12 protein-coding genes and 1 pseudogene are annotated in these 18,889 nt (G+C 72.2%); 4 read left to right on the top strand and 9 right to left on the bottom strand.

Annotation, left to right across the window (positions count from 1 at the left end; translation table 11 throughout):
* The 3 genes and pseudogenes from RL72_RS10560 to RL72_RS10550 form a co-directional block, all read right to left on the bottom strand.
* Positions 1–297, bottom strand: a pseudogene (locus RL72_RS10560) (hypothetical protein); the annotation flags it as partial.
* A 69-nt stretch (positions 298–366) separates the two neighbouring features.
* Complete coding sequence (locus RL72_RS10555) at positions 367–2,175, bottom strand: ABC transporter ATP-binding protein (protein WP_045250789.1); 1,809 nt, start codon at positions 2,173–2,175, stop codon at positions 367–369.
* Positions 2,172–4,055, bottom strand: a complete 1,884-nt coding sequence (locus tag RL72_RS10550) for an ABC transporter ATP-binding protein (RefSeq protein WP_045250788.1) — start codon at positions 4,053–4,055, stop codon at positions 2,172–2,174. The genes RL72_RS10555 and RL72_RS10550 overlap by 4 nt, the downstream gene beginning before the upstream one ends.
* Positions 4,056–4,567: 512 nt before the next feature.
* On the opposite strand from RL72_RS10550, the gene RL72_RS10545 reads away from it, so the two are divergent.
* The 4 genes from RL72_RS10545 to RL72_RS10530 all read left to right on the top strand — a co-directional run bounded on the left by RL72_RS10545 (position 4,568) and on the right by RL72_RS10530 (position 9,447).
* Entirely contained in the window at positions 4,568–5,728 is a 1,161-nt protein-coding gene (locus RL72_RS10545) for a M20/M25/M40 family metallo-hydrolase (RefSeq protein ID WP_169748229.1), read from the top strand.
* Positions 5,725–6,624: a hypothetical protein gene (locus RL72_RS10540; protein WP_045250786.1), complete on the top strand. Its 900-nt coding sequence runs from the start codon at positions 5,725–5,727 to the stop codon at positions 6,622–6,624. The genes RL72_RS10545 and RL72_RS10540 overlap by 4 nt, the downstream gene beginning before the upstream one ends.
* Entirely contained in the window at positions 6,621–7,730 is a 1,110-nt protein-coding gene (menC, locus tag RL72_RS10535; protein WP_045250785.1) for an o-succinylbenzoate synthase, read from the top strand. The genes RL72_RS10540 and menC overlap by 4 nt, the downstream gene beginning before the upstream one ends.
* A 106-nt stretch (positions 7,731–7,836) precedes the next feature.
* Complete coding sequence (locus RL72_RS10530; protein WP_045250784.1) at positions 7,837–9,447, top strand: PucR family transcriptional regulator; 1,611 nt, start codon at positions 7,837–7,839, stop codon at positions 9,445–9,447.
* A gap of 33 nt (positions 9,448–9,480) precedes the next feature.
* On the opposite strand, the gene RL72_RS10525 is transcribed toward RL72_RS10530, so the two are convergent.
* From RL72_RS10525 to RL72_RS10500, 6 genes are all read right to left on the bottom strand, one after another.
* Complete coding sequence (locus tag RL72_RS10525) at positions 9,481–11,535, bottom strand: prolyl oligopeptidase family serine peptidase (protein ID WP_045250783.1); 2,055 nt, start codon at positions 11,533–11,535, stop codon at positions 9,481–9,483.
* A complete protein-coding gene (locus RL72_RS10520) occupies positions 11,532–12,800 on the bottom strand; it encodes an erythromycin esterase family protein (protein WP_045250782.1) in 1,269 nt (422 codons plus the stop codon). Before RL72_RS10520 ends, RL72_RS10525 begins: the two co-directional genes overlap by 4 nt.
* Positions 12,801–12,864: 64 nt before the next feature.
* Positions 12,865–14,721, bottom strand: a complete 1,857-nt coding sequence (locus RL72_RS10515; RefSeq protein WP_045250781.1) for an ABC transporter substrate-binding protein — start codon at positions 14,719–14,721, stop codon at positions 12,865–12,867.
* A gap of 204 nt (positions 14,722–14,925) precedes the next feature.
* Complete coding sequence (locus RL72_RS10510) at positions 14,926–15,831, bottom strand: ABC transporter permease (RefSeq protein ID WP_052674319.1); 906 nt, start codon at positions 15,829–15,831, stop codon at positions 14,926–14,928.
* Positions 15,828–16,778 carry an ABC transporter permease gene (locus RL72_RS10505; RefSeq protein WP_045250780.1) on the bottom strand — a complete coding sequence of 317 codons (951 nt, stop codon included), beginning with the start codon at positions 16,776–16,778 and terminating at the stop codon, positions 15,828–15,830. The genes RL72_RS10510 and RL72_RS10505 overlap by 4 nt, the downstream gene beginning before the upstream one ends.
* Positions 16,775–18,796 (bottom strand): dipeptide ABC transporter ATP-binding protein, encoded by a 2,022-nt coding sequence (locus tag RL72_RS10500; RefSeq protein WP_211256048.1) that lies wholly within the window; start codon positions 18,794–18,796, stop codon positions 16,775–16,777. Before RL72_RS10500 ends, RL72_RS10505 begins: the two co-directional genes overlap by 4 nt.
* Between the last annotated feature and the right edge of the window lie 93 nt (positions 18,797–18,889).

Here is an 18,889-nt window from a genome sequence, read left to right as displayed (position 1 = left end):
CTGCTCCGCTTCGCGGGCCCTCCGGCGCGCGTCGGAGACCGCCGCCGGGTCGGTGGCACCTGCGGCGCGGCCCGCGAGGAGCCCGGCGAGCTCGGCGCGCGCGACACGCACGGCGACGCGCGCCTCGTTCGCCTGCCGGAGCGCGTTCTGCAGGTCCAGGCGCGCCGCGTCGTACCCGAGACGGCGCCCGCCGGACGAGAGCCTGCGCCGCACGCCGGCCACGCTCACGACCGCCCCGCCGGCGACGACCGGCGCGACCCACCAGAACTCCGCGGCCGCGGCCCAGAACGGATCCACTCCTCGAGCCTACCGATCGGGCCCGCGTCGCCGCGGTCCGGTGAGCCGCGCCCTGTCATCCGGCGCCCCTCAGACCAGCGTCTGCTGCCAGGCGGCGTGCAGCTGGGCGAACTTGCCCGTGCCGGCGATGAGCGCCGCGGGGGCGTCGTCCTCGATGATGCGGCCGTGTTCCATCACCAGCACCCGGTCGGCGATCGCCACGGTCGACAGCCGGTGCGCGATGATGATCGCGGTGCGGTCGGCGAGCAGCGTCTGCAGCGCATCCTGGATGAGCCGCTCGGACGGGATGTCCAGCGACGCGGTCGCCTCGTCGAGGATCAGCACCGCGGGATCGGCGAGGAAGGCGCGCGCGAACGAGATCAGCTGGCGCTGCCCCGCCGAGACGCGGCCGCCGCGCTTGTTCACGTCGGTGTCGTAGCCGTCCGGGAGCGAGTCGATGAACGTGTCGGCGCCCACGGCGCGCGCCGCGGCGCGGATCTCCTCGAGGGTCGCGTCGGGCTTGCCGAGCGCGATGTTGTCGGCGACCGTGCCGCTGAACAGGTACGCCTCCTGCGTGACCATGACGATCGCGCGGCGCAGGTCCTTCGGGTGCAGATCGCGCAGATCCACCCCGTCCAGCGTCACCGCTCCCGCCGTGGGGTCGTAGAAGCGCGACACGAGCTTCGCGAGCGTCGACTTGCCCGCGCCCGTGGTGCCCACCAGCGCGATCGTCTGCCCCGCGGGGATGTCCAGCGAGAAGTCGGGCAGGATCACCCGATCGGCCGCGTAACCGAACTCCACGTCGTCGAAGCGGACGTGCCCCTTCGCCTCCCAGAGGTCGGTCGGCGCCGCCGGGTCCGGAACCGTGGGTACCTCGTCCAGCACGCCGGACACCTTCTCCAGCGCCGCCGTGGCGGACTGGAAGGAGTTCAGGAACATCGCGATCTCCTGCATCGGCGCGAAGAAGTTGCGCACGTACAGCACGGCGGCGAGCAGGATGCCGACCTGGATCTGGCCGTCCGCCATGCGCACGCCGCCCCAGACCACGACCACGCCGAGCGTGAGCGCGGCGACCGCCATGAGACCGGGCTCGAACGTGCCGAACAGCAGCATCGAGCGCCGGTTCACATCGCGATAGTCGCCCGCGACCTCCTGGAAGGAGACGTCGTTGCGCGGCTCCTTGCGGAAGGCCTTGACGGCGCGGATGCCGGTCATGGTCTCGACGAACTGCACGATGACCTTCGCGCTGATCACCCGCGACTCCCGGTACACGAGCTGCGAGCGCTGGTAGAACCAGCGCATCAGGTACGCCAGCGGGACGCCGGCGAGCACGAGCACCACACCCGACTGCCAGTCGACGAGCACCAGCGCGATGAACGTGAACACGCCGTACAGCAGGCCCGAGACGAGCTGGTTCAGTCCGCCGTCCAGAAGCTCGCGGATCGAGTCCAGGTCGCTGGTCTGGCGCGAGATGATCCGGCCGGACGTGTAGCTCTCGTGGAACTCGAGGCTGAGCCGCTGCGTGTGCAGGAACATGCGCTTGCGCAGATCCAGCAGCACGGCCTGGGTGATGCGCGCGGTGAGCACGGCGTACCAGCCGATGAGCGCGGATCCGACCCCGCCGACGATGAGGAACACGATGCCCACGACGATCGTCGGCATCCAGTCCGCGTGCTTCAGCACCGCGGGCAGCGCCGTGTTGAGCCCGTACGCGACCAGCGCGGGGCCCGCCACCTGGGCGGCCGTCGAGACGACGAGCACCAGCGCGGTCAGGGTGATCTGCGCCTTGAGCGGCGAGATCAGGGATCCGAACAGCCGCAGCGATCGACGCCGGATCGCCCGGCTCTCCTCGTGCGTGAGGTCGGAGCGGTCCTCGTCCTGGGTTCCGATGACGCTCATGCCTGCACCTCCTCTGCGTCGACGCGGGTTTCGTCAGCATCGTCCTGTTGTTCGGCGACGACCGGGATGGCCCCGGTGCGCGCCGCCTCCTCCGCCTCGAGGCTGGAGATCACGTGGCGGTAGTGCGCGCTGGTGCGCAGCAGCTCGGAGTGGGCGCCCACCGCGGTGACCTTCCCGTCCTGCAGCAGCGCCACCCGGTCGGCGAGCGCGACCGTGGACGGACGGTGCGCCACGATGAGCGCGGTGGTCTCGGCGAGCACGTGGCGCAGCGCCTCCTCGACCAGGGCCTCGGTGTCGACGTCGAGCGCCGACAGCGGGTCGTCCAGCACGAGCACCTTGGGCTTGGCCGCGACGGCGCGGGCGAGGGCGAGGCGCTGGCGCTGTCCGCCGGACAGGCTCAGCCCCTCCTCGCCGATCATCGTCTCGACGCCTTCGGGGAGGGTGTCGACGAACCCGGCCTGGGCGACCTCGAGCGCCTCCCGGAGCACCTGCTCGGCCTCGGGGCTGTGGATGTCGAGATCCGCCCGGCCCAGCAGCACGTTCTCGCGCACCGTGGCCGAGAACAGCGTCGCGTCCTCGAACGCCATCGCGATGTGCGTGCGCAGCTCGGCCAGCGTCAGGTCACGCACGTCGACCCCGTCGAGGGTCACGCGCCCGCCGGTCACGTCGTACAGGCGCGTCGGCAGGGTCGTGAGCGTGGTCTTCCCGGATCCGGTGATCCCGACGAGGGCCATCGTCTCGCCGGGACGCAGCACCAGGTCGATGCCGTCGAGCAGGTCGCGCTCGCCAGGGCGGGCGTCCTGGTAGCGGAAGCGCGCCCCCTCGAACGCGAGCTCGCCGCGGGGCTCCGCGATCGTGAGCGGCTTCTCGGGGTCGACGATCGTGTTCTGCTCGTCGTAGATCTCGAACACGCGGTCGGTGGCCGTGCGCGCGTCGAGCATGAAGGAGAACAGGAAGCCGATCGACTCGATCGGCCAGCGCAGCACGGTCGCCATCGCGAAGTACGCGAACAGCTCGGGCGCGGTCAGGGCGCCCTGCGCGATCAGCCAGATGCCTGCGACCAGGTTCAGCGCGAAGGCGATCTCGGGCATGAGCACGAGCCAGAACCAGATCCACCCGACGGAGCGGGCCTTGCTGAGCTCGGTCTCGCGCAGGGACTCCGCCTGCCGAGCGAACTTGACGAGAGCATGCTTGCCTCGGCCGAACGCCTTCAGCACGCGGATGCCGTGAACGCTCTCCTCGACGCTCGTCGCGAGGTCGCCGGCCTGGTCCTGGCTGCGGCGCGTGAGCACGCCGTAGCGCTTCTCGAACAGGAAGCCGGAGATCCACAGCGGCACCGCGGTGAGCAGGAAGATCGTGCCGAGCAGCCAGTGCCACCGGAACAGCAGCACGGCACCGATGAGCATCGTCAGCAGATTGACCACGAGCAGCACGAGACCGAAGGCGAGCCAGCGGCGGATCAGGCCGATGTCCTGCATCATGCGGCTGAGCAGCTGGCCGGACTGCCAGCGGTCGTGGAACGCGACCGGGAGGCGCTGCAGGTTCGAGTACAGCTGCGTGCGCATGCGGTACTCGACCTGGGTGGCCGGGTTGAGGACGAACTGGCGGCGCAGCCAGACCATGAGCGCCTCACCGAGGGCGAGCACGGTGATCGCGACCGCTCCCCAGACGATGGCGCCGATCTCGCCGCTGGCGATCGGCCCTTCCAGCACGACCTGCAGCAGCAGCGGCACGCACAGGGCGATGACCGCGGCGGCGAGCGCCGAGAGCCCACCGCCGACCAGGCGCCAGGCGACCGGCTTGACGAAGGGCGCCAGGCGCGCCAGGGCGCGGGGCGTGGAGAGGGTGGAGGCGGACGAGGACGAGGATTCTTCAGACATTGTTCTCAGCAGTGACGTATCGCATCAGGGATGGCAGGGGACGAGAAGGAGCGGATGCGATGCATCCGTGCGATGAGCGGCCGGTGGGCCGGGGAGGAACCGGAGGGGTTCAGTCCTCGGCCGACGCGAGAGGCGAACCGGCGACAGCGCTGATCGACGACGCAGTGGTGATCGTGGGCATGGTGTCCTCCTCGGTTCGACGGCCGCCGGGTCGGTTGACGCGACAGCCGTCCAGCCTACGTTTGCGGACTGGCGGAGCGCAAGCGTTTTCCCGAAACCGATCTCACCAGCGCGTGACACCGGAGGGAGCGCGCTCACCCGCGCGATCATCTCGTGCGGAGAGGAGCGCTCGGCGTGCGTCATCCATTCCCGAGCGCGCGATCGCGGCCACGATCCGGGCGCCGGTCGTCGGATCGGATCAACCGGGGCATCCGGTTTCGGTCGAGCGGACAGCCGCGCCCGTCGGGGGCGTCAGCAGGATGGGAGCACGATCCGAATCCGAAGGAGCCGCCATGCCGGAACCCCTCGAGACGATGGTCGCGGAGATCCTGCGCCTCGTCCGCTGCGAGTCGCCGTCCGACGACCTCGCCGCCGTCGCGCGCAGCGCCGACGCCGTCGCCGAACTGGGCACGGCCCGCCTCGGTGCGGCGCCGGAGCGGATCGTGATCGACGGGCGCACCCACCTGCGCTGGCGCTTCCCCGGCGAGCCCCGGATCCTCGTGCTCGGCCATCACGACACCGTCTGGCCCGTCGGCTCGCTGGCGGAGCTGCCGGCCCGCGCCGATGCGGAGACCGTGGCGGGCCCCGGATCCTTCGACATGAAGGCCGGGCTCGTGATCGCGTTCCACGCGCTCGGCCGGCTGACCGACCTGGCCGGGATCACCGTGCTCGTCACCGGGGACGAGGAGCCGGGATCGTCCACCTCGCGGGCCCTCATCGAGGACGAGGCCCGTGCGTCGGTCGCCGCTCTCGTGCTGGAGGCCGCGGGCCCCGGCGGCGCACTCAAGGTGGCCCGCAAGGGGGTGTCGCGCTACGAGGTCGCCGTGCTCGGCCGCGCCTCGCACGCCGGGCTCGATCCGGAGCAGGGCGTTAACGCGACGCTCGAGCTCGCGCATCAGGTGCAGGCCGTGGCGCTGCTCGGCGATCACGACGCCGGGACGACCGTCACCCCGACGCGGACGAGCTCCGGCACGACGACGAACACGGTGCCGGCCCAGGCGTCGTTCTCGGTGGATGTCCGCGCCCTCACCGCCGCGGAGCAGGAGCGCGTCCACGCCGGGATGCTCGCCCTCCGGCCGCGGATCGCCGGAGCACGCGTCGCCGTCGACGGCGGCGTCAACCGCTCCCCCCTCGCCGCGGACTCCTCGGCCGAGCTGTTCCGGCGGGCGCAGACGGTCGCCGCCCGTCTCGCGCTGCCGCCCCTCGCGGGGAGCAGCGTCGGCGGCGCCTCGGACGGCAACTTCACCGCCGGGGTCGGCACGCCCACGCTCGACGGGCTCGGCGCCGTGGGCGGTGGCGCGCACGCCGCCGACGAGCATGTGCTGATCGCCGAGCTCGAGCCGCGGGTCCGCCTGCTGGCGGGCCTGATCGAAGACCTCCGGGCGACGCCGCCGGCGCGGTCCGCCGCGCAGAACCCGACGGCCTCCGCCCCGATCACGGTTCCGTCGCCATGAGCGGGTCCGTCGCCGTGGGCGCACGCGATGACACGGCCGCGGACGCCGGGCGCACGGCCGCGGCCGCCGCGGCCGCGGCGGGGGTCGGCATCCGCCTGCTCGACGACATGCGGGATCTCGCCGCCGTGCGCGCCCTGTACGAGGGCATCTGGCACACCGGCGCGACGAACCCTCCGGTCACCGCCGACCTGCTGCGCGCGCTCGTGCAGGCGGGCGGCTACGTCGCGGGCGCATTCGACGACCGCGGCGTCGGGCCGGAGCTCGTCGGCGCCTGCTTCGGCTTCTTCGGACCGCCTACGGCCCGGAACCTGCACAGCCACATCGCGGGCACGCTCCCGCGCGTGCGCGGCCGACAGCTCGGGTTCGCCCTCAAGCTGCACCAGCGCGCCTGGGCGCTGCGCCACGGCGCCGACACGATCACCTGGACCTACGATCCGCTGATCCGACGCAACGCGCACTTCAACCTGGGCCGGCTCGCCGCCTCGGTCGACGCCTACCTGCCCCGCCTCTACGGAGCCCTCGACGACAGCATCAACCGCGACGACGAGACCGACCGGATCCTGGTGCGCTGGGAGCTGCGGTCGCCGCAGGTGCTCGAGGCGGCCGAGCGCCGCCCGCGGCTGGTCGACGCCGCCGCGGCACGCGCCGCGGGCGCCGTCGTCGCCGTGCAGCCGGACGCCTCGGACGCCCCCTGCGTCACGGCCTCCGATGCTGGCACGGTGCTCGTCGGGGTGCCCGCCGACATCGAGCGCCTTCGCGAGACCGACCCCCCGTGCGCCGCCGACTGGCGGCTCGCCGTGCGCGACGTCCTGGGCGCCCTGCTCGAGAACGGGGCGATCGTACGGGGCTTCGACCGCGCCGGCTGGTACATCGTCGACAGACAGGAGAGGTCATGAGGCTCGAGGGCGTGGAGATCCGGACGATCCGGATGCCGCTGGTGTCGCCGTTCCGCACCTCCTTCGGCACCGAGACGGTGCGCGAGGCGGTGCTCGTGCGGGCGGTCGGTGCCGACGCCGAGGGATGGGGTGAGTGCGGCGCGAGCGCCCTGCCGTTGTACAGCTCGGAGTACACGCCGGGAGCTGCCGCCGTGCTGTCCGACGTGCTCGTGCCCGCCCTCGACGGCCGCGGCGACCTGGATCCGCACCGGATCGCGGGGATCATGTCCCCCTTCAAGGGCCATCGCCAGGCCAAGGCCGCGCTCGAGACCGCGATCCTGGACGCCGACCTCCGCGGGCGCGGCGTGCCGCTCGCCTACCACCTCGGCGCGGTGAAGGAGCGGGTCGCCTGCGGCGTGTCAGTGGGCATCACGCCGACGATCCCCGCGCTCCTGGACGTCGTCGAGGGCTACCTCGCCGACGGGTACGTGCGGATCAAGCTCAAGATCGAGCACGGCTGGGACCTGGATCCCGTCCGCGCCGTCCGCGAGCGCTTCGGCGACATCCTGCTGCAGGTCGACGCGAACGCCGCCTACGGCCGGGCCGACATCGAGCACCTCGCGAAGCTGGACGCGTTCGACCTGTCGCTGGTCGAGCAGCCGCTCGCCGCCGACGACCTCGCTGGGCACGCGATGCTCGCACGACGGATCGGCACGCCGATCTGCCTGGACGAGTCGATCCTCTCCGCCGCCCACGCCGCGCAGGCGATCGAGCTGGGCGCCTGCCGCATCGTGAACATCAAGCCCGGCCGCGTCGGCGGCTACCTGGAGTCGCGCCGGATCCACGACCTCTGCACCACGCACGGCGTGCCGGTGTGGTGCGGCGGGATGCTGGAGACGGGGATCGGCCGTGCGGCGAACCTCGCGCTCGCCGCCCTCCCCGGGTTCACCCTGCCCGGAGACACCTCCGCGTCCGAGCGCTACTACGCGACGGATCTGACCGAGCCGTTCCGGCTCGAGGACGGCCACATGGCCGTGCCATCGGGGCCGGGCATCGGCGTGACTCCGCATCCGGAGACGCTCGACGCGGTGACGGTCTCCCGCGTCTGGATCCCGCTCGCGCCATGATCGCCCGAACGCGCGGCCACGGCGCCCATCACGGTGCCGACGGACCCCTCCGGGAGCACCCGGGGAGCCGCCGACGCCCCGTGCTAGCGTCGCGAAGGTGCCCCCGATGAACCACCGCCCGCAGGTCACTCTGGTGCGCGTGCTCGAGGCGCTGGACACCACGCTGCTCACGGTCGTGTGCGGAACGGTCGCGCCCGAGCGGACGATCGAGGCGATCGTGATCCACGATCCCCGCGACGAGCCGGACGCCCCCCGCAACTCGCTCGTGATGGGCGTCGGCGTGGAGGAGCCGGAGCTCGTGCGGCGCCTGCTCCCCCTGCTCGCCCAGGCGGGCGTCACGGCCCTCGTGGTGCGCGCGCCGTTCGCCGCCGACGAGGCACTGCGCGCCGAGGCCGAGGCGACGGGGGTCGTGGTGCTCGCGTTGAACCCCGGCACGACCTGGGCGCACCTCGCCGGCATGCTGCGCTCGCTCATGACGCCCGGGGATCCGGACGAGGCGCGGCCGGTCACGTTCGGCGGCATCCTCGCCGGCGACCTGTTCGCCGTCGCGGACGCGATCGCGGCGCTGCTGGAGTCCCCCGTCACGATCGAGGACCGCAACGCCCAGCTGCTGGCCTTCTCGAACGGCCCAGAGCAGCAGCGCGCCCCCGGCATCCGCGCCCGGCCGCTGCCGTCCCAGGACGTGCGGGCCCTCGAGGAGAGCGGCGCCCTCGCGCAGATCGCCCGGAGCGAGTGGCCCGTCGAGATCGCCACCGGGTCCGCCGGCGACGAGGTGCGCACGGCGATCGCGGTGCGCGCCGGGGACGAGGTGCTCGGCACGATCTGGACCGCGGGCACGCTCACCGTCGAGCGCAGCGCCTCCCTGCACGACGCCGCGAAGCTCGTCGCGATGCACATGGTCTGGCAGCGAACCGACGCCGACGTCGAGCGCCGGCTGCGCGCCGAGCTGCTGCGCACGGCGCTCGGGGGCGGTCCTTCCGCGGGCGAGGCCGTTCACCGCCTCGGCCTGCGCGAGGAACCCTGCGTCGTGCTCGCGCTCACGCTGCACGATCCCGCGGCCGAGCAGCTCCCGCACGCGCATCTGGCCGCAGAGCGAAAGCGCGTCGCCGACGCCTTCGCCGTGCACCTGTCCTTCGCCCATCCGCGTTCGGTCTCCGGCCTCGTGGGGGACGTCGCATACGGGGTGCTGCCACTCGCGTCCGCGACCGACGCCGACGACGAGGGCGACAGCGCGGAGCGCGTGGCGACCGAGTTCCTCACCCGCATGCGCTCCGCGCTGCGCCCGCTCATCGGGGTCGGGGCCGTGGTCGCCGAGACCGCGCTGCTCCCCCGCTCCCGCGCGAGCGCGGACCGCGCCCTGCGCGTGCTGCGCGCCGGGATCGTGGACCGGCAGGTCGCGCGGCTGGACGAGGTGCACGCCGAGGCGCTGCTGCTCGAGCTCGCCGGATCCGCCCGCGACATCCCGTCCGGTCCGCTCGCGCGCCTCATCGCCTACGACGAGACGCACGGGAGCAGTCTGACCGAGACGCTCGAGGCGTGGCTCGACGCGTTCGGGGACGTCGGCGTCGCGGCGGCGGCGAAGTTCGTGCACCCCAACACGTTCCGCTACCGCCTGCGCCGCGTCGCCGAGGTCGGCCGCATCGACCTCGACGACCCGAACGCGCGGTTCGGCGCGATGATGCAGCTGCGCCTGCGTGCCATCGCCCCGGAGCGCTGACCCGGGGCGGCCGACGCCTGCGCCCGGATCCGGTCAACGCTGCGGCGCCACCGGGTCCGGCAGGCCCAGCGCGCCCAGCAGGCACGCCAGCCACGCCGCGTCCTGCGCGACGATCACGTCGTGCCCGGTGCCGGATCCGTGCCCGGCGTTCTCGTACACGTGCAGCAGGATCGGCGCCGACCCGCGCTGCGCGGCCTGCATGCGTGCGACGAACTTGCGCGCCTGCCACGGCGGGCAGCGCGGATCGTTCGCTCCGGCCTCCACGTAGAGCAGCGGATACTCGGCCGGACGCACCCGCTCGTACGGCGACAGCGCGATCATGCGAGCGACGTCGACCGGGTCCTCGGGGTCGCCCCAGGCCTTGCGGATCACGAACTCCAGGTACGGGTTGCGGAAGCCGCCGACGAGGTCGAGCAGAGGGGCGCGCGGCAGCACGGCGCACCACAGGTCGGGACGTGCGGTGATCGCATTGCCGCACATGAGTCCGCCGTCGGATCCCCCGGAGAGCGCGAGGCGGCCCGGCGCGGCGATCCCCGTGGCGAGCACGTCCTCGGCCACCGCAAGGAGGTCGCCGTCGCGCGTTCCGCGCCGCTCGCGATCGGCGGCGCGGAACCAGGCGCTTCCGAACTCGCCGCCCCCGCGCAGATACGCCTGCACGACCGTGCCGCCGGCGGACAGCACCGCCGCGAGATCCGGCTGGTACTGCGGGAGCGTGGGGATGCCGGCGGCGCCGTAGGCGGAGATCAGCACCGGGGCCGGGGCCGCAGCGCCCCGCGGACGCACGACGTGGTACGGGATCGCGGTGCCGTCGGCGGCGGTCGCCTCGCGCAGCTCGGCGGTCGCGTCGATCGCGATCCGCGGTTCCTGCAGCACCTCGAGCGCACCGCCGGGGCGATGCCGGTAGACGCCCCACGACGTGGTGAGCGTCGAGAAGGCGAAGACGAAGGATCCGTCCCGGCTCTCCGCGGCGAGGCCCGTGAGCGGGAAGAAGGGGGCGGCGAGCGCGCCCTGGCCCGGCAGCGGCACGACGCCCCGTTCCGCGCCGTCGTGGTCGAGGATCCGCACGCGCGCCGCGGTGCGGTGGAACTCGCTCAGGTACAGCGCATCCCCGACCGGGAGCACCGAGCGCAGCACCGCCTCCCCCTCGGGCACGAGCTCGGTCCAGCCGGAGGGATCCGCCGGATCCTCGGCGTCGAGCGGGATCGCGACGAGCCGGCGCCGCGGTGCGTCGAGGTCGGTCACGGTGACGTAGCGATCCCCCACGATGTGCCCCACGACGGTCTCCGGCCGCGGCGGGAGGAACGGCCGCCAGCCGGTGCCGGGGTGGGACAGGTCGCGCACCGCGACCGGGAACGGCGTGCCGACCCGGTGGACGGCGACCGCCCAGCGCCCGTCCGGCGAGAACTGGATCCGGGTGTACTCGCGGGAGCCGTCCGGGATCGGCACGTCCTCGATCGCGGAGGGGCCGCGCGTGCCGAGCTCTCTCCGGTATACGACCTGCCGGAAGTCCTGGGCGGGGCTGCGCAGCCCCAGGAACGCGAAGCCCGTACTGTCCGGGAACCACGAGATCCCGCCGCCCCAGGAGCTGTGCAGCGGCTCCGGCGGCGCGTCGTCGCGCAGCGAGCCGGTCGCGACGTCGACCAGCTCGACGCGGTTGTGCTCGCTGCCGTCCGTGCAGACCCCCACGGCGAGCACGGCGCCGTCGGGCGAGGGGGCGAACCAACTGAGCACCGCCGTGCCGCCGGGCTCGTCGAAGCGGCGGAGGTCGAGGAGGATGCGGCCGGCGCCGTAGGGCTCGTCCGCGACGAGGAGCCGGCCTCCCTGCGCGCGGAACCAGAGACCGCCCCCGCTGCGCGGGAGCTCCGGCCAGGCGCCCTCGTGGCTGTGCTCCACCAGCGCCCGGATCGCGTCGCGGTCGTGGCCGGACCAGAGGGTCTCCTCGGCATAGGCGGCCTGGGCGCGCTGCCAGTCCGCCACCTCGCCGGGCACCGAGGCGTCGCCCTCGAGCCAGCGATAGGGATCCGGCACCGCGATGCCGGCGACGATCTCGACGACGTCCTCCGTACGGGTGTGCGGTGCGGCGCTCATCGTACGGCCTCCGCTGTCGGCGCGGTCCCGGCGTCCCGCGGCGCCGGGGCCGTCCCGGCGTCACCGGATCCGAACTCCGCCCGCAGTCGGTCGAGGTGCCCCGGCACGAGCGAGACCCGGTGCCGGTGCGCGACCGCGTCGAACGCCGTCGCGACGTCGGCGATCGGATCGATCCCCGCGCCCGCGGCGGTGCCGGTGATCCCGGCCCGGAGCGCGGGAGGCGCGGCCCGGAGGTCGACGAGAACGTCGCCGAGGGGGTCCAGCGCGTGCTCGAGGGTGCCCGGCGCGGGGATCCGTTCGGAGACCGCGACCTCCCAGTCGAAGGGCCGCGGCGAGCGCTCCGTGAACGAGACGACGGGGCCGTGCCCGTACGTCATGGCGATGACCCGCAGCGCGTCGCCGAGTCGCGCGTGCAGCAGCGTGCCGAGCGTCGGCCGGCCGTGCAGCGGATCCCGGCGCACGTGCGCGTTGTGCGCGAGTACGAGGAGCCGCTCCTCGCGCCCGGCGATCCCGGCGACCGTGTCGGCCATCAGCCGCTCCCTGGGATACGGCCCGGGCTCGCCGTCCCAGGCGAGCTCGGCGAGGAACGCGTCGAGGGTCGCGGCGCTGCGCCGGGCGATGTCGTCGCCGTCGCGTTCGACGCGCGCGATCAGCCCGGCGATGCCGTCGCGGATCCGGTCCCGCGCCGCGTCGTCCAGCCCGTCCCACGCGATCGCGGCCGCGGTACGTCCGCCGAGGTCGGTGATCCGGCGCAGCGCGTCGTCTCCGTCCTGCGCGGGGATGCGGTCGAGGCAGACCCGCACGGCGGCGACCGGCGAGGTGGAGGATCCGGGCAGATCCATGCCCCAGAAGCGCAGCGGAACGCGCGCGCCGGCATCCGGCGAGTCCGCACCATCCGCCCGGCGCCGGGCGTTCTCCGCGCGCATCCAGGCGAGCTGACGCCGCACGGCTTCAGACTCGCCGAAGCCGTAGGTGATCCCGGCGCGGGCGATGTCCTCCGCCTCGCCCGGGCCGCCCTGGATCCATGCGTCGACGGCCAGTCCCTCGGCGAAGCCCGACTCGCGCACGAAGGCGGTGAAGCCGAGCTCGGTCGCGAGGGTGCGGAACAGCCCGTCGCCGAGCCGTGCGAAGTCGTCGACGCCGTGCGCGCCCTCGCCGAGGAGCACCACGCGGGCGTCGCCGATCAGCGCCCGCACCGCCGCGGTGTCCCACGGCTCGCCGGGGGCCGCCAGCGGGCGGGCGTAGATCGGCTCGGTGTCGTGCATCGGGGTTGATCCTTTCACCGCGGACGGGGCCCGTCGCTGCCGACCGGTCCCGTCCGCGGATCCGTCACTGCTTCTGCTTCTCGGTGAAGGACCACTGCTCCGGGGAGTAGATGAACTTCAGCAGTCCCTCGAACGTGTCCGGCGGGCCGGAGAGCGTGTTCTTCCACACGATCAGGTTGTCCGGGGTCGGCAGGAACAGCACGGGCAGGTCCTTCGAGAGCAGGGTCGTCTCCGCGCTCAGCGCCTTCGGATCCGATCCGAACACGCTCGCCTCGATGGCCTTGTCCGCCTCGGGGCTGCTGTAGCTGCCCAGGTTGAAGCTGCCGTCGGTGTTGAAGACGCCGTTCGCGGTCGGGTATGACGCCATGACCAGCGGGCCGGTGTCCTGCATGGCCCACTCGTTCGTGTTCGCCGGAGCGCCGGGATTCGTGTAGTTCTCGTACAGGTAGTTCAGCGACTTCGAGACGACCTTGACGTCGATCCCGAGCTTCTTCGCCTCCGAGGAGAACGCGAGGTCCCGCGCCCCGACATAGCTCGGAGAGCTCGCGGAGGCCAGGGTGAAGGCGATCCTCTGCCCCTGCGCGATCCCCTCGCCGCAGCGGTCGGATCCCGCGCCCGGCTTCTCGCACGTGGTGCCGGCCTTGTCGACCTTCCAGCCGTGCGCGGTCAGTAGCTTCTCGGCCGCCTTCGGGTCGAACGGGTACGGGGCCTTGTCGCCGAAGTCGGGCGGAAAGACGGAGCCCAGTCCGACCGTGGCGTAGTTCTCGCTCGCGGCGCCGTTGTAGACGCCGCGGCTCTTGATGTAACCGGGCTGGTCGACGAGGTGCTGCAGCGCCTGGCGCACATAGGGCTGGGCGATGATCTTGTCGAAGCCGCCCGTGGTGTTCGCGAAGTTGATCACGAGCGGGTCCGAACGCGCCGGGGCGGGGGCGGCGTAGACGTTGTAGCCCTTCTTCTGCAGCTCCTCGATCTTCGAGGAGTAGCTCGAGTCGAGGCGTCCCACGGTGATCGTGCCCGCCTGGTACTGGTTGTAGATCGCAGCGGCGGAGGTGAACGCTTTGAAGTCCACCTGCTCGAGCGCGTGCTTGCCCGGGCCGGTGTACGCCTTGTTGGGCGTGAGCGAGAATGATCCGGTCGTCGGCTCGAAGCTCTTCAGGGAGAACGGCCCGTTCACGACCTGCCACAGCGGGTTGGTCGCGAACGTGGACTGGTCGGCGGACTGCCCGGTGAGGAACGTGTAGATCGCACTCGCGTTCGCGGGGTCCGTGTAGTCGAGGACGGGTCCGCCGCTGGCCGCGATGCTCCAGTCCGCCGACGGGATCACGACGAGCTGCTGGAGGAGCGACTCGAGGTAGGCGGGGTTGTAGGCCTTCTCGAGCGTGAAGACGACCGTGTCGGACCCCTGCGCGGTCGCCGTGACGCCGTCGGGGAACTGCCCCGGCGTGTAGAACGCCCAGTTGGCCGCGCTCTGCGCGACGGCGGCCTTGAGGATCGCGAGCGAGAAGACGACGTCGCCGGCGGTGACGGGCTTGCCGTTGGACCAGCTGTTCTTCTTCATCGCGATCGTCACGGTGCGGCCCTCGTCGCTGTACGCGGGCGCCGAGGCGAGGCTCGTGTCGGGGTTGCTCTTGCCGTCCGCGTCCGCGCGGTACAGGGTGCGCCACATCAGGTCGTTGCCGATCACCGCGCCGTTCGCCGCGGCCGGGGGGTACGGGAAGATGTAGTTCGGCGCGAGGCCGGGCGTCATCGCGATCGTGACGACGCCGCCGTCCACCGGCTTGCCGCTCGCGGCAGGGATGGTGCGGTACTGCGACGGGTCGACCTTCGTGGTCCCGGCGGTGCAGCCGGTCGTGATCAGGGCGGCGGCGACCGTGAGCGCGATCAGGAGGCGCCTTCGCCTCCCGGGAACGTGCGGGTTCATGCTGTGCTCCTTCTTCGGGTTCGTCTTGTTCCGGTTCGTCGTGCTGCGTCGAGCAGGCGGATCGGGTGTCCGGGATCCGAGGAGGCCCGCTGCGTCTCGGATCCCGGTGCTTCGAGAGTGCAACAGCAGCGAACGGGCCCGTTCAGCGATCCGGACAGAATCCGCGGACTGCCGCTGTCTGGGCGGACACACCCCGACACGGACTCATCGGCGACGATCCAGCACGTCGCGCAACGCGTCCCCGAGAAGGTTGAGCCCGAGCACCACGAGCACGATGCACAGCCCGGCAGGGTAGATGAGCCACCAGTTCCCGGCGGTGATGTATGCCACGCCGCTGGAGAGCTGGCTGCCCCAGTCGGTGACCGGATAGCTCAGTCCGAACCCGAGGAACCCGAGCGCGGCGATCACGAGGATCGCGTCAGCGACCTGGAAGGTGAGGTTGACGATGATGACGCCGAAGGTGTTCGGGATGAGGTGCGTGAAGATGATCCTGCGGTCACCGGCGCCCATGAGCCGCGCGGCCAGCACGAACTCCCGCACCCGCAGCGACAGCACCTCGCCGCGGATGAGCCGTGCCGAGACGAGCCAGGAGAAGCCGCCGATCACGAGGCTGAGAGTGAGCGGCGTCGCGGTGAACCGCGCGGCGATGATGAGTACGAAGAAGAGGAACGGGATCGCGAGGAGCACGTCCACGAAACGCATCATGATCGCGTCCAGGACTCCCCCGGCGAGCCCCGCGACCGCGCCGTAGACCGTGCCCAGCGTCGTCGCGAAGACCGCCGCGAGCAGGCCGATCTCGAGCGAGACCTGACCGCCGAGCATGAGTCGTCCGAGCACGTCGAAGCCGTTCGGATCCGTACCGAGCGGGTATCCCTCGCCGGGCGGCAGCAGCGCGTCCAGCAGGTTCACGTCCGTCTGGTTCGTGGGGTACAGCAGCGGCCCGACGAAGCTGAACAGCGCGAGGAGCACGAGCAGCGAGGCGCCCGTCACGGCCATCGGGCTCCGCCGCAGCGCCCGCAGGACGGCGCGGACCGGCAAGGGGCGTGCGGCCGTCGCGGTCGCGACGATGACGTCGGTCTTCTCGGACAGCTCGGGGTGTGCGGTCGTCATCTGCTCAGCTCGATCCTTCGGTCCGCGCGTGCGACCACGAGGTCGGCGAGGAGGTTTCCCAGCACGGTGAGCGCGCCACCGATGAGGGTGTAGGCCAGCAGCACCGGATAGTCCTCGCGGTGCAGGCTGTTCAGGAACAGGAGGCCGAGACCGGGGTAGTTGAACACCGACTCGACGATGAGGTTGCCCGCCAGCAGCGTCGGGATCATGACGCCGACGAGAGTGATGAGCGGGATGCACGCGTTGCGCAGCAGATGGCGCATCAGCACGATGCGCTCCGGAGCGCCCTTGGCGCGCGCGACGGCGATGTAGTCCATGCCGAGCTGCTCGAGCGCGGCGGAGCGCTGGTACTGCGAGAACACCACGACGTTGGTAAGTGCGAGCGTGACCAGTGGCAGGGCCATAGCGCGAGGATCGGTGAACACCACCCACGGCGACGTGGACTGGGAGGCTTCGGCCGGGAAGAGCGGCACGAGCTGGCTGAGCAGCGCGATCAGCAGCAGCGCGACCAGGAAAGAGGGCGTCGCGTACAACAGATACGCGATCCCGGTGGCGGCACGATCCAGGACCGTGTTCCGGCGGACCGCCTGGAGGATGCCGAGCGGGATCGCGATGACGAGGGCGAGCACGAGTCCGGAGAGCGAGAGCACGGCGCTGCGTCCGGCGTTCTGCGCGAACAGGACCGACACTTCCTCGTTCAGCTTGTACGAGCGTCCGAGGTCGCCGTGCAGCAGCTGGACGACGTAGTCGACGTACTGGACGAACAAGGGTCGGTCGAAGCCGTTCTCGCGGTTGAACGCTGCGACCGCGGCCGCGGACGCCTGCGGCCCCAGCACCACCCGGCCCGGACTGTCGGAGATGAGGTGCAGCATCACGAAGATCACGATCGAGATGCCGATCAGCACGAGCAGCGAGACCAGGATCCGCCGCAGCAGATACGAGATCATGCCGCGTCCTCCTCGGTCGCATCGCCGTCCTCGTGCTGCAGGGGGAAGTGACAGGCGACCTCGTGGACGGCGCCCACGGCCTCCAGAGTCGGCTCCACCGCGGCGCACAGGTCGGTCGCGAGCGGGCACCGCGTGCGGAACCGGCAGCCGCTCGGCGGATCCAGCGGGCTGGGCAGCTCGCCCCGCACGCGCTCACCTGCCTCCGGCGCCGGCGCGTCCGGATCCGCGACCGGTACCGCCGCGAGCAGCCCCGCCGTGTACGGGTGCGCAGGCCGCTCGTAGACCTCGTCGGTCGCGCCGATCTCGACGATCTTGCCGAGGTACATCACGCCGACACGATCGGAGAGGTAGCGCACGACGGCGAGGTCGTGGGAGATCACGACGCTGCTGAGGCCGCGTTCACGCTGCTGCGTGCGCATGAGGTTGAGCACCTGGGAGCGGATCGAGACATCCAGCGCGCTGACCGGCTCGTCGGCGACGAGCACGTCCGGATCCAGGGCGAGAGCCCGGGCGAGACCGACGCGCTGACGCTGTCCGCCGGAGAGCTCGTGCGGGTACCTCTCCAGGATCGACGGGCCCAGGCCGACGGCGTCCAGCAGCGCTGCGGCCCGATCGGTGCGCTCGGCGGCCGTGCCGATCCCCTGGATCGCGAGCGGCTCACGCAGGATGGTGCCGATCGTCATCTTCGGATCGAGCGCCGCGCCCGAGTCCTGGAACATCATCTGCAGCTTCGCCCGGCGCGCACCGAGCTCCCGTCGGCCGACGCCGGAGACCTTCGCGCCCTCGAGCCGCACCTCCCCCGCCGTGGGCCGGTCCATCGCGACGAGCATGCGCCCCAGCGACGACTTGCCGCACCCGGATTCGCCGACCAGGCCCAGGGTCTCGCCCGCGCGCACCGTGAAGCTCACGCGGGAGACCGCCTTCACCGTGCGCCGCCTGCCCTTCGGCCTCCACCCGGAGACCGGGTGCTCCTGCACGAGGTCGACGACCTCCAGCCGCGGCTCGGCACGGACCCCGGCGGGCGTCAGAGGGAGCGCGCGTGCGGGAACCGCCATCCCCGGGTCGGCGACCGGATTCCAGCACGCGAACACGTGCGCGCCCTCGCCCTCGAGCGGCGGACGTTCGGTGCGGCAGCGGTCGGTCGCGGCGGCGCAGCGCGGTGCGAACCGGCATCCGGGAACCGCCTCGGCCGGATCCGGCGGAGAACCCGGGATCGAGGACAGCTCGACACCCCGGTCCTGCTCGAGCGAGGGGATCGAGTCGAGGAGCGCCCGCGTGTAACGGTGCCGCGTGTGCCGGAACAGCGACCGGGTCGGGCCTGTCTCCACGAGACGCCCGGCGTACATGACGCCCACCCGGTCGGCGTGCCGGGCCACCACGCCCATGTCGTGCGTGACCAGGATCATCGCCATTCCGAGCTGCTCCTTGAGTCGGGCGAGCAGGTCGAGGATCTCCGCCTGGATCGTGACGTCGAGGGCGGTCGTGGGTTCGTCCGCGATGAGCAGATCGGGTTCGGCGATGAGCGCCATCGCGATCATCACGCGCTGGCGCATGCCTCCGGACAGCTGGTGCGGATAGTCCCGCATGCGCTCGGACGGCCGCGGGATGCCGACGAGCGCCAGCATCTCCTCCGCCCTGCGCAGCGCCTCTGCCCGCGGCGCCAGCCCGTGCAGCAGCAGAGGCTCCGCGACCTGGTCGCCCACGCGCCTGGTCGGATTGAGCGCGGTCAGCGAGTCCTGGAAGACCATCGAGATCCGGCGTCCGCGCAGCGCGCGATATGCTCGCGGGTCCGCGCCGACGAGCTCCGCGCCGTCGAATCGGATCGACCCGCTCGTGATCGACGAGCCCGCCGGCAGCATCCCCATGATCGACAGGCCGGTCATCGACTTGCCCGATCCCGTCTCCCCGACGATGCCGAGCGTCTCGCCGCGGGCGAGGTCGAGGTCCACGCCGGTGATCGGACGCACGGTCCGCTCTCCCGCGCGGATCTGGACCGAGAGGTCTCGAATCGTCAGCATCGCCTGCTCCCTTGCGCCCGCCGCTCCGCGCGGCGCTGCCCTGTTCATCCATGATCCTGCGACACCGCGCCCGCGCGGCGTTCGTCCACTCCG

The sequence above is a fragment of the Microbacterium azadirachtae genome (assembly GCF_000956545.1).
GTDB lineage: Bacteria > Actinomycetota > Actinomycetes > Actinomycetales > Microbacteriaceae > Microbacterium > Microbacterium azadirachtae.
Note: the sequence above shows the minus strand (reverse complement) of the source record. Positions and strands in the feature narration are given on the sequence as shown.

Coding starts and splice junctions, on each gene's coding strand:
- RL72_RS10555 (WP_045250789.1), bottom strand. CDS start 2,175: ATGAGCGTCATCGGAACCCAGGACGAGGACCGCTCCGACCTCACGCAC.
- RL72_RS10550 (WP_045250788.1), bottom strand. CDS start 4,055: ATGTCTGAAGAATCCTCGTCCTCGTCCGCCTCCACCCTCTCCACGCCC.
- RL72_RS10545 (WP_169748229.1), top strand. CDS start 4,568: ATGCCGGAACCCCTCGAGACGATGGTCGCGGAGATCCTGCGCCTCGTC.
- RL72_RS10540 (WP_045250786.1), top strand. CDS start 5,725: ATGAGCGGGTCCGTCGCCGTGGGCGCACGCGATGACACGGCCGCGGAC.
- menC (WP_045250785.1), top strand. CDS start 6,621: ATGAGGCTCGAGGGCGTGGAGATCCGGACGATCCGGATGCCGCTGGTG.
- RL72_RS10530 (WP_045250784.1), top strand. CDS start 7,837: ATGAACCACCGCCCGCAGGTCACTCTGGTGCGCGTGCTCGAGGCGCTG.
- RL72_RS10525 (WP_045250783.1), bottom strand. CDS start 11,535: ATGAGCGCCGCACCGCACACCCGTACGGAGGACGTCGTCGAGATCGTC.
- RL72_RS10520 (WP_045250782.1), bottom strand. CDS start 12,800: ATGCACGACACCGAGCCGATCTACGCCCGCCCGCTGGCGGCCCCCGGC.
- RL72_RS10515 (WP_045250781.1), bottom strand. CDS start 14,721: ATGAACCCGCACGTTCCCGGGAGGCGAAGGCGCCTCCTGATCGCGCTC.
- RL72_RS10510 (WP_052674319.1), bottom strand. CDS start 15,831: ATGACGACCGCACACCCCGAGCTGTCCGAGAAGACCGACGTCATCGTC.
- RL72_RS10505 (WP_045250780.1), bottom strand. CDS start 16,778: ATGATCTCGTATCTGCTGCGGCGGATCCTGGTCTCGCTGCTCGTGCTG.
- RL72_RS10500 (WP_211256048.1), bottom strand. CDS start 18,796: ATGCTGACGATTCGAGACCTCTCGGTCCAGATCCGCGCGGGAGAGCGG.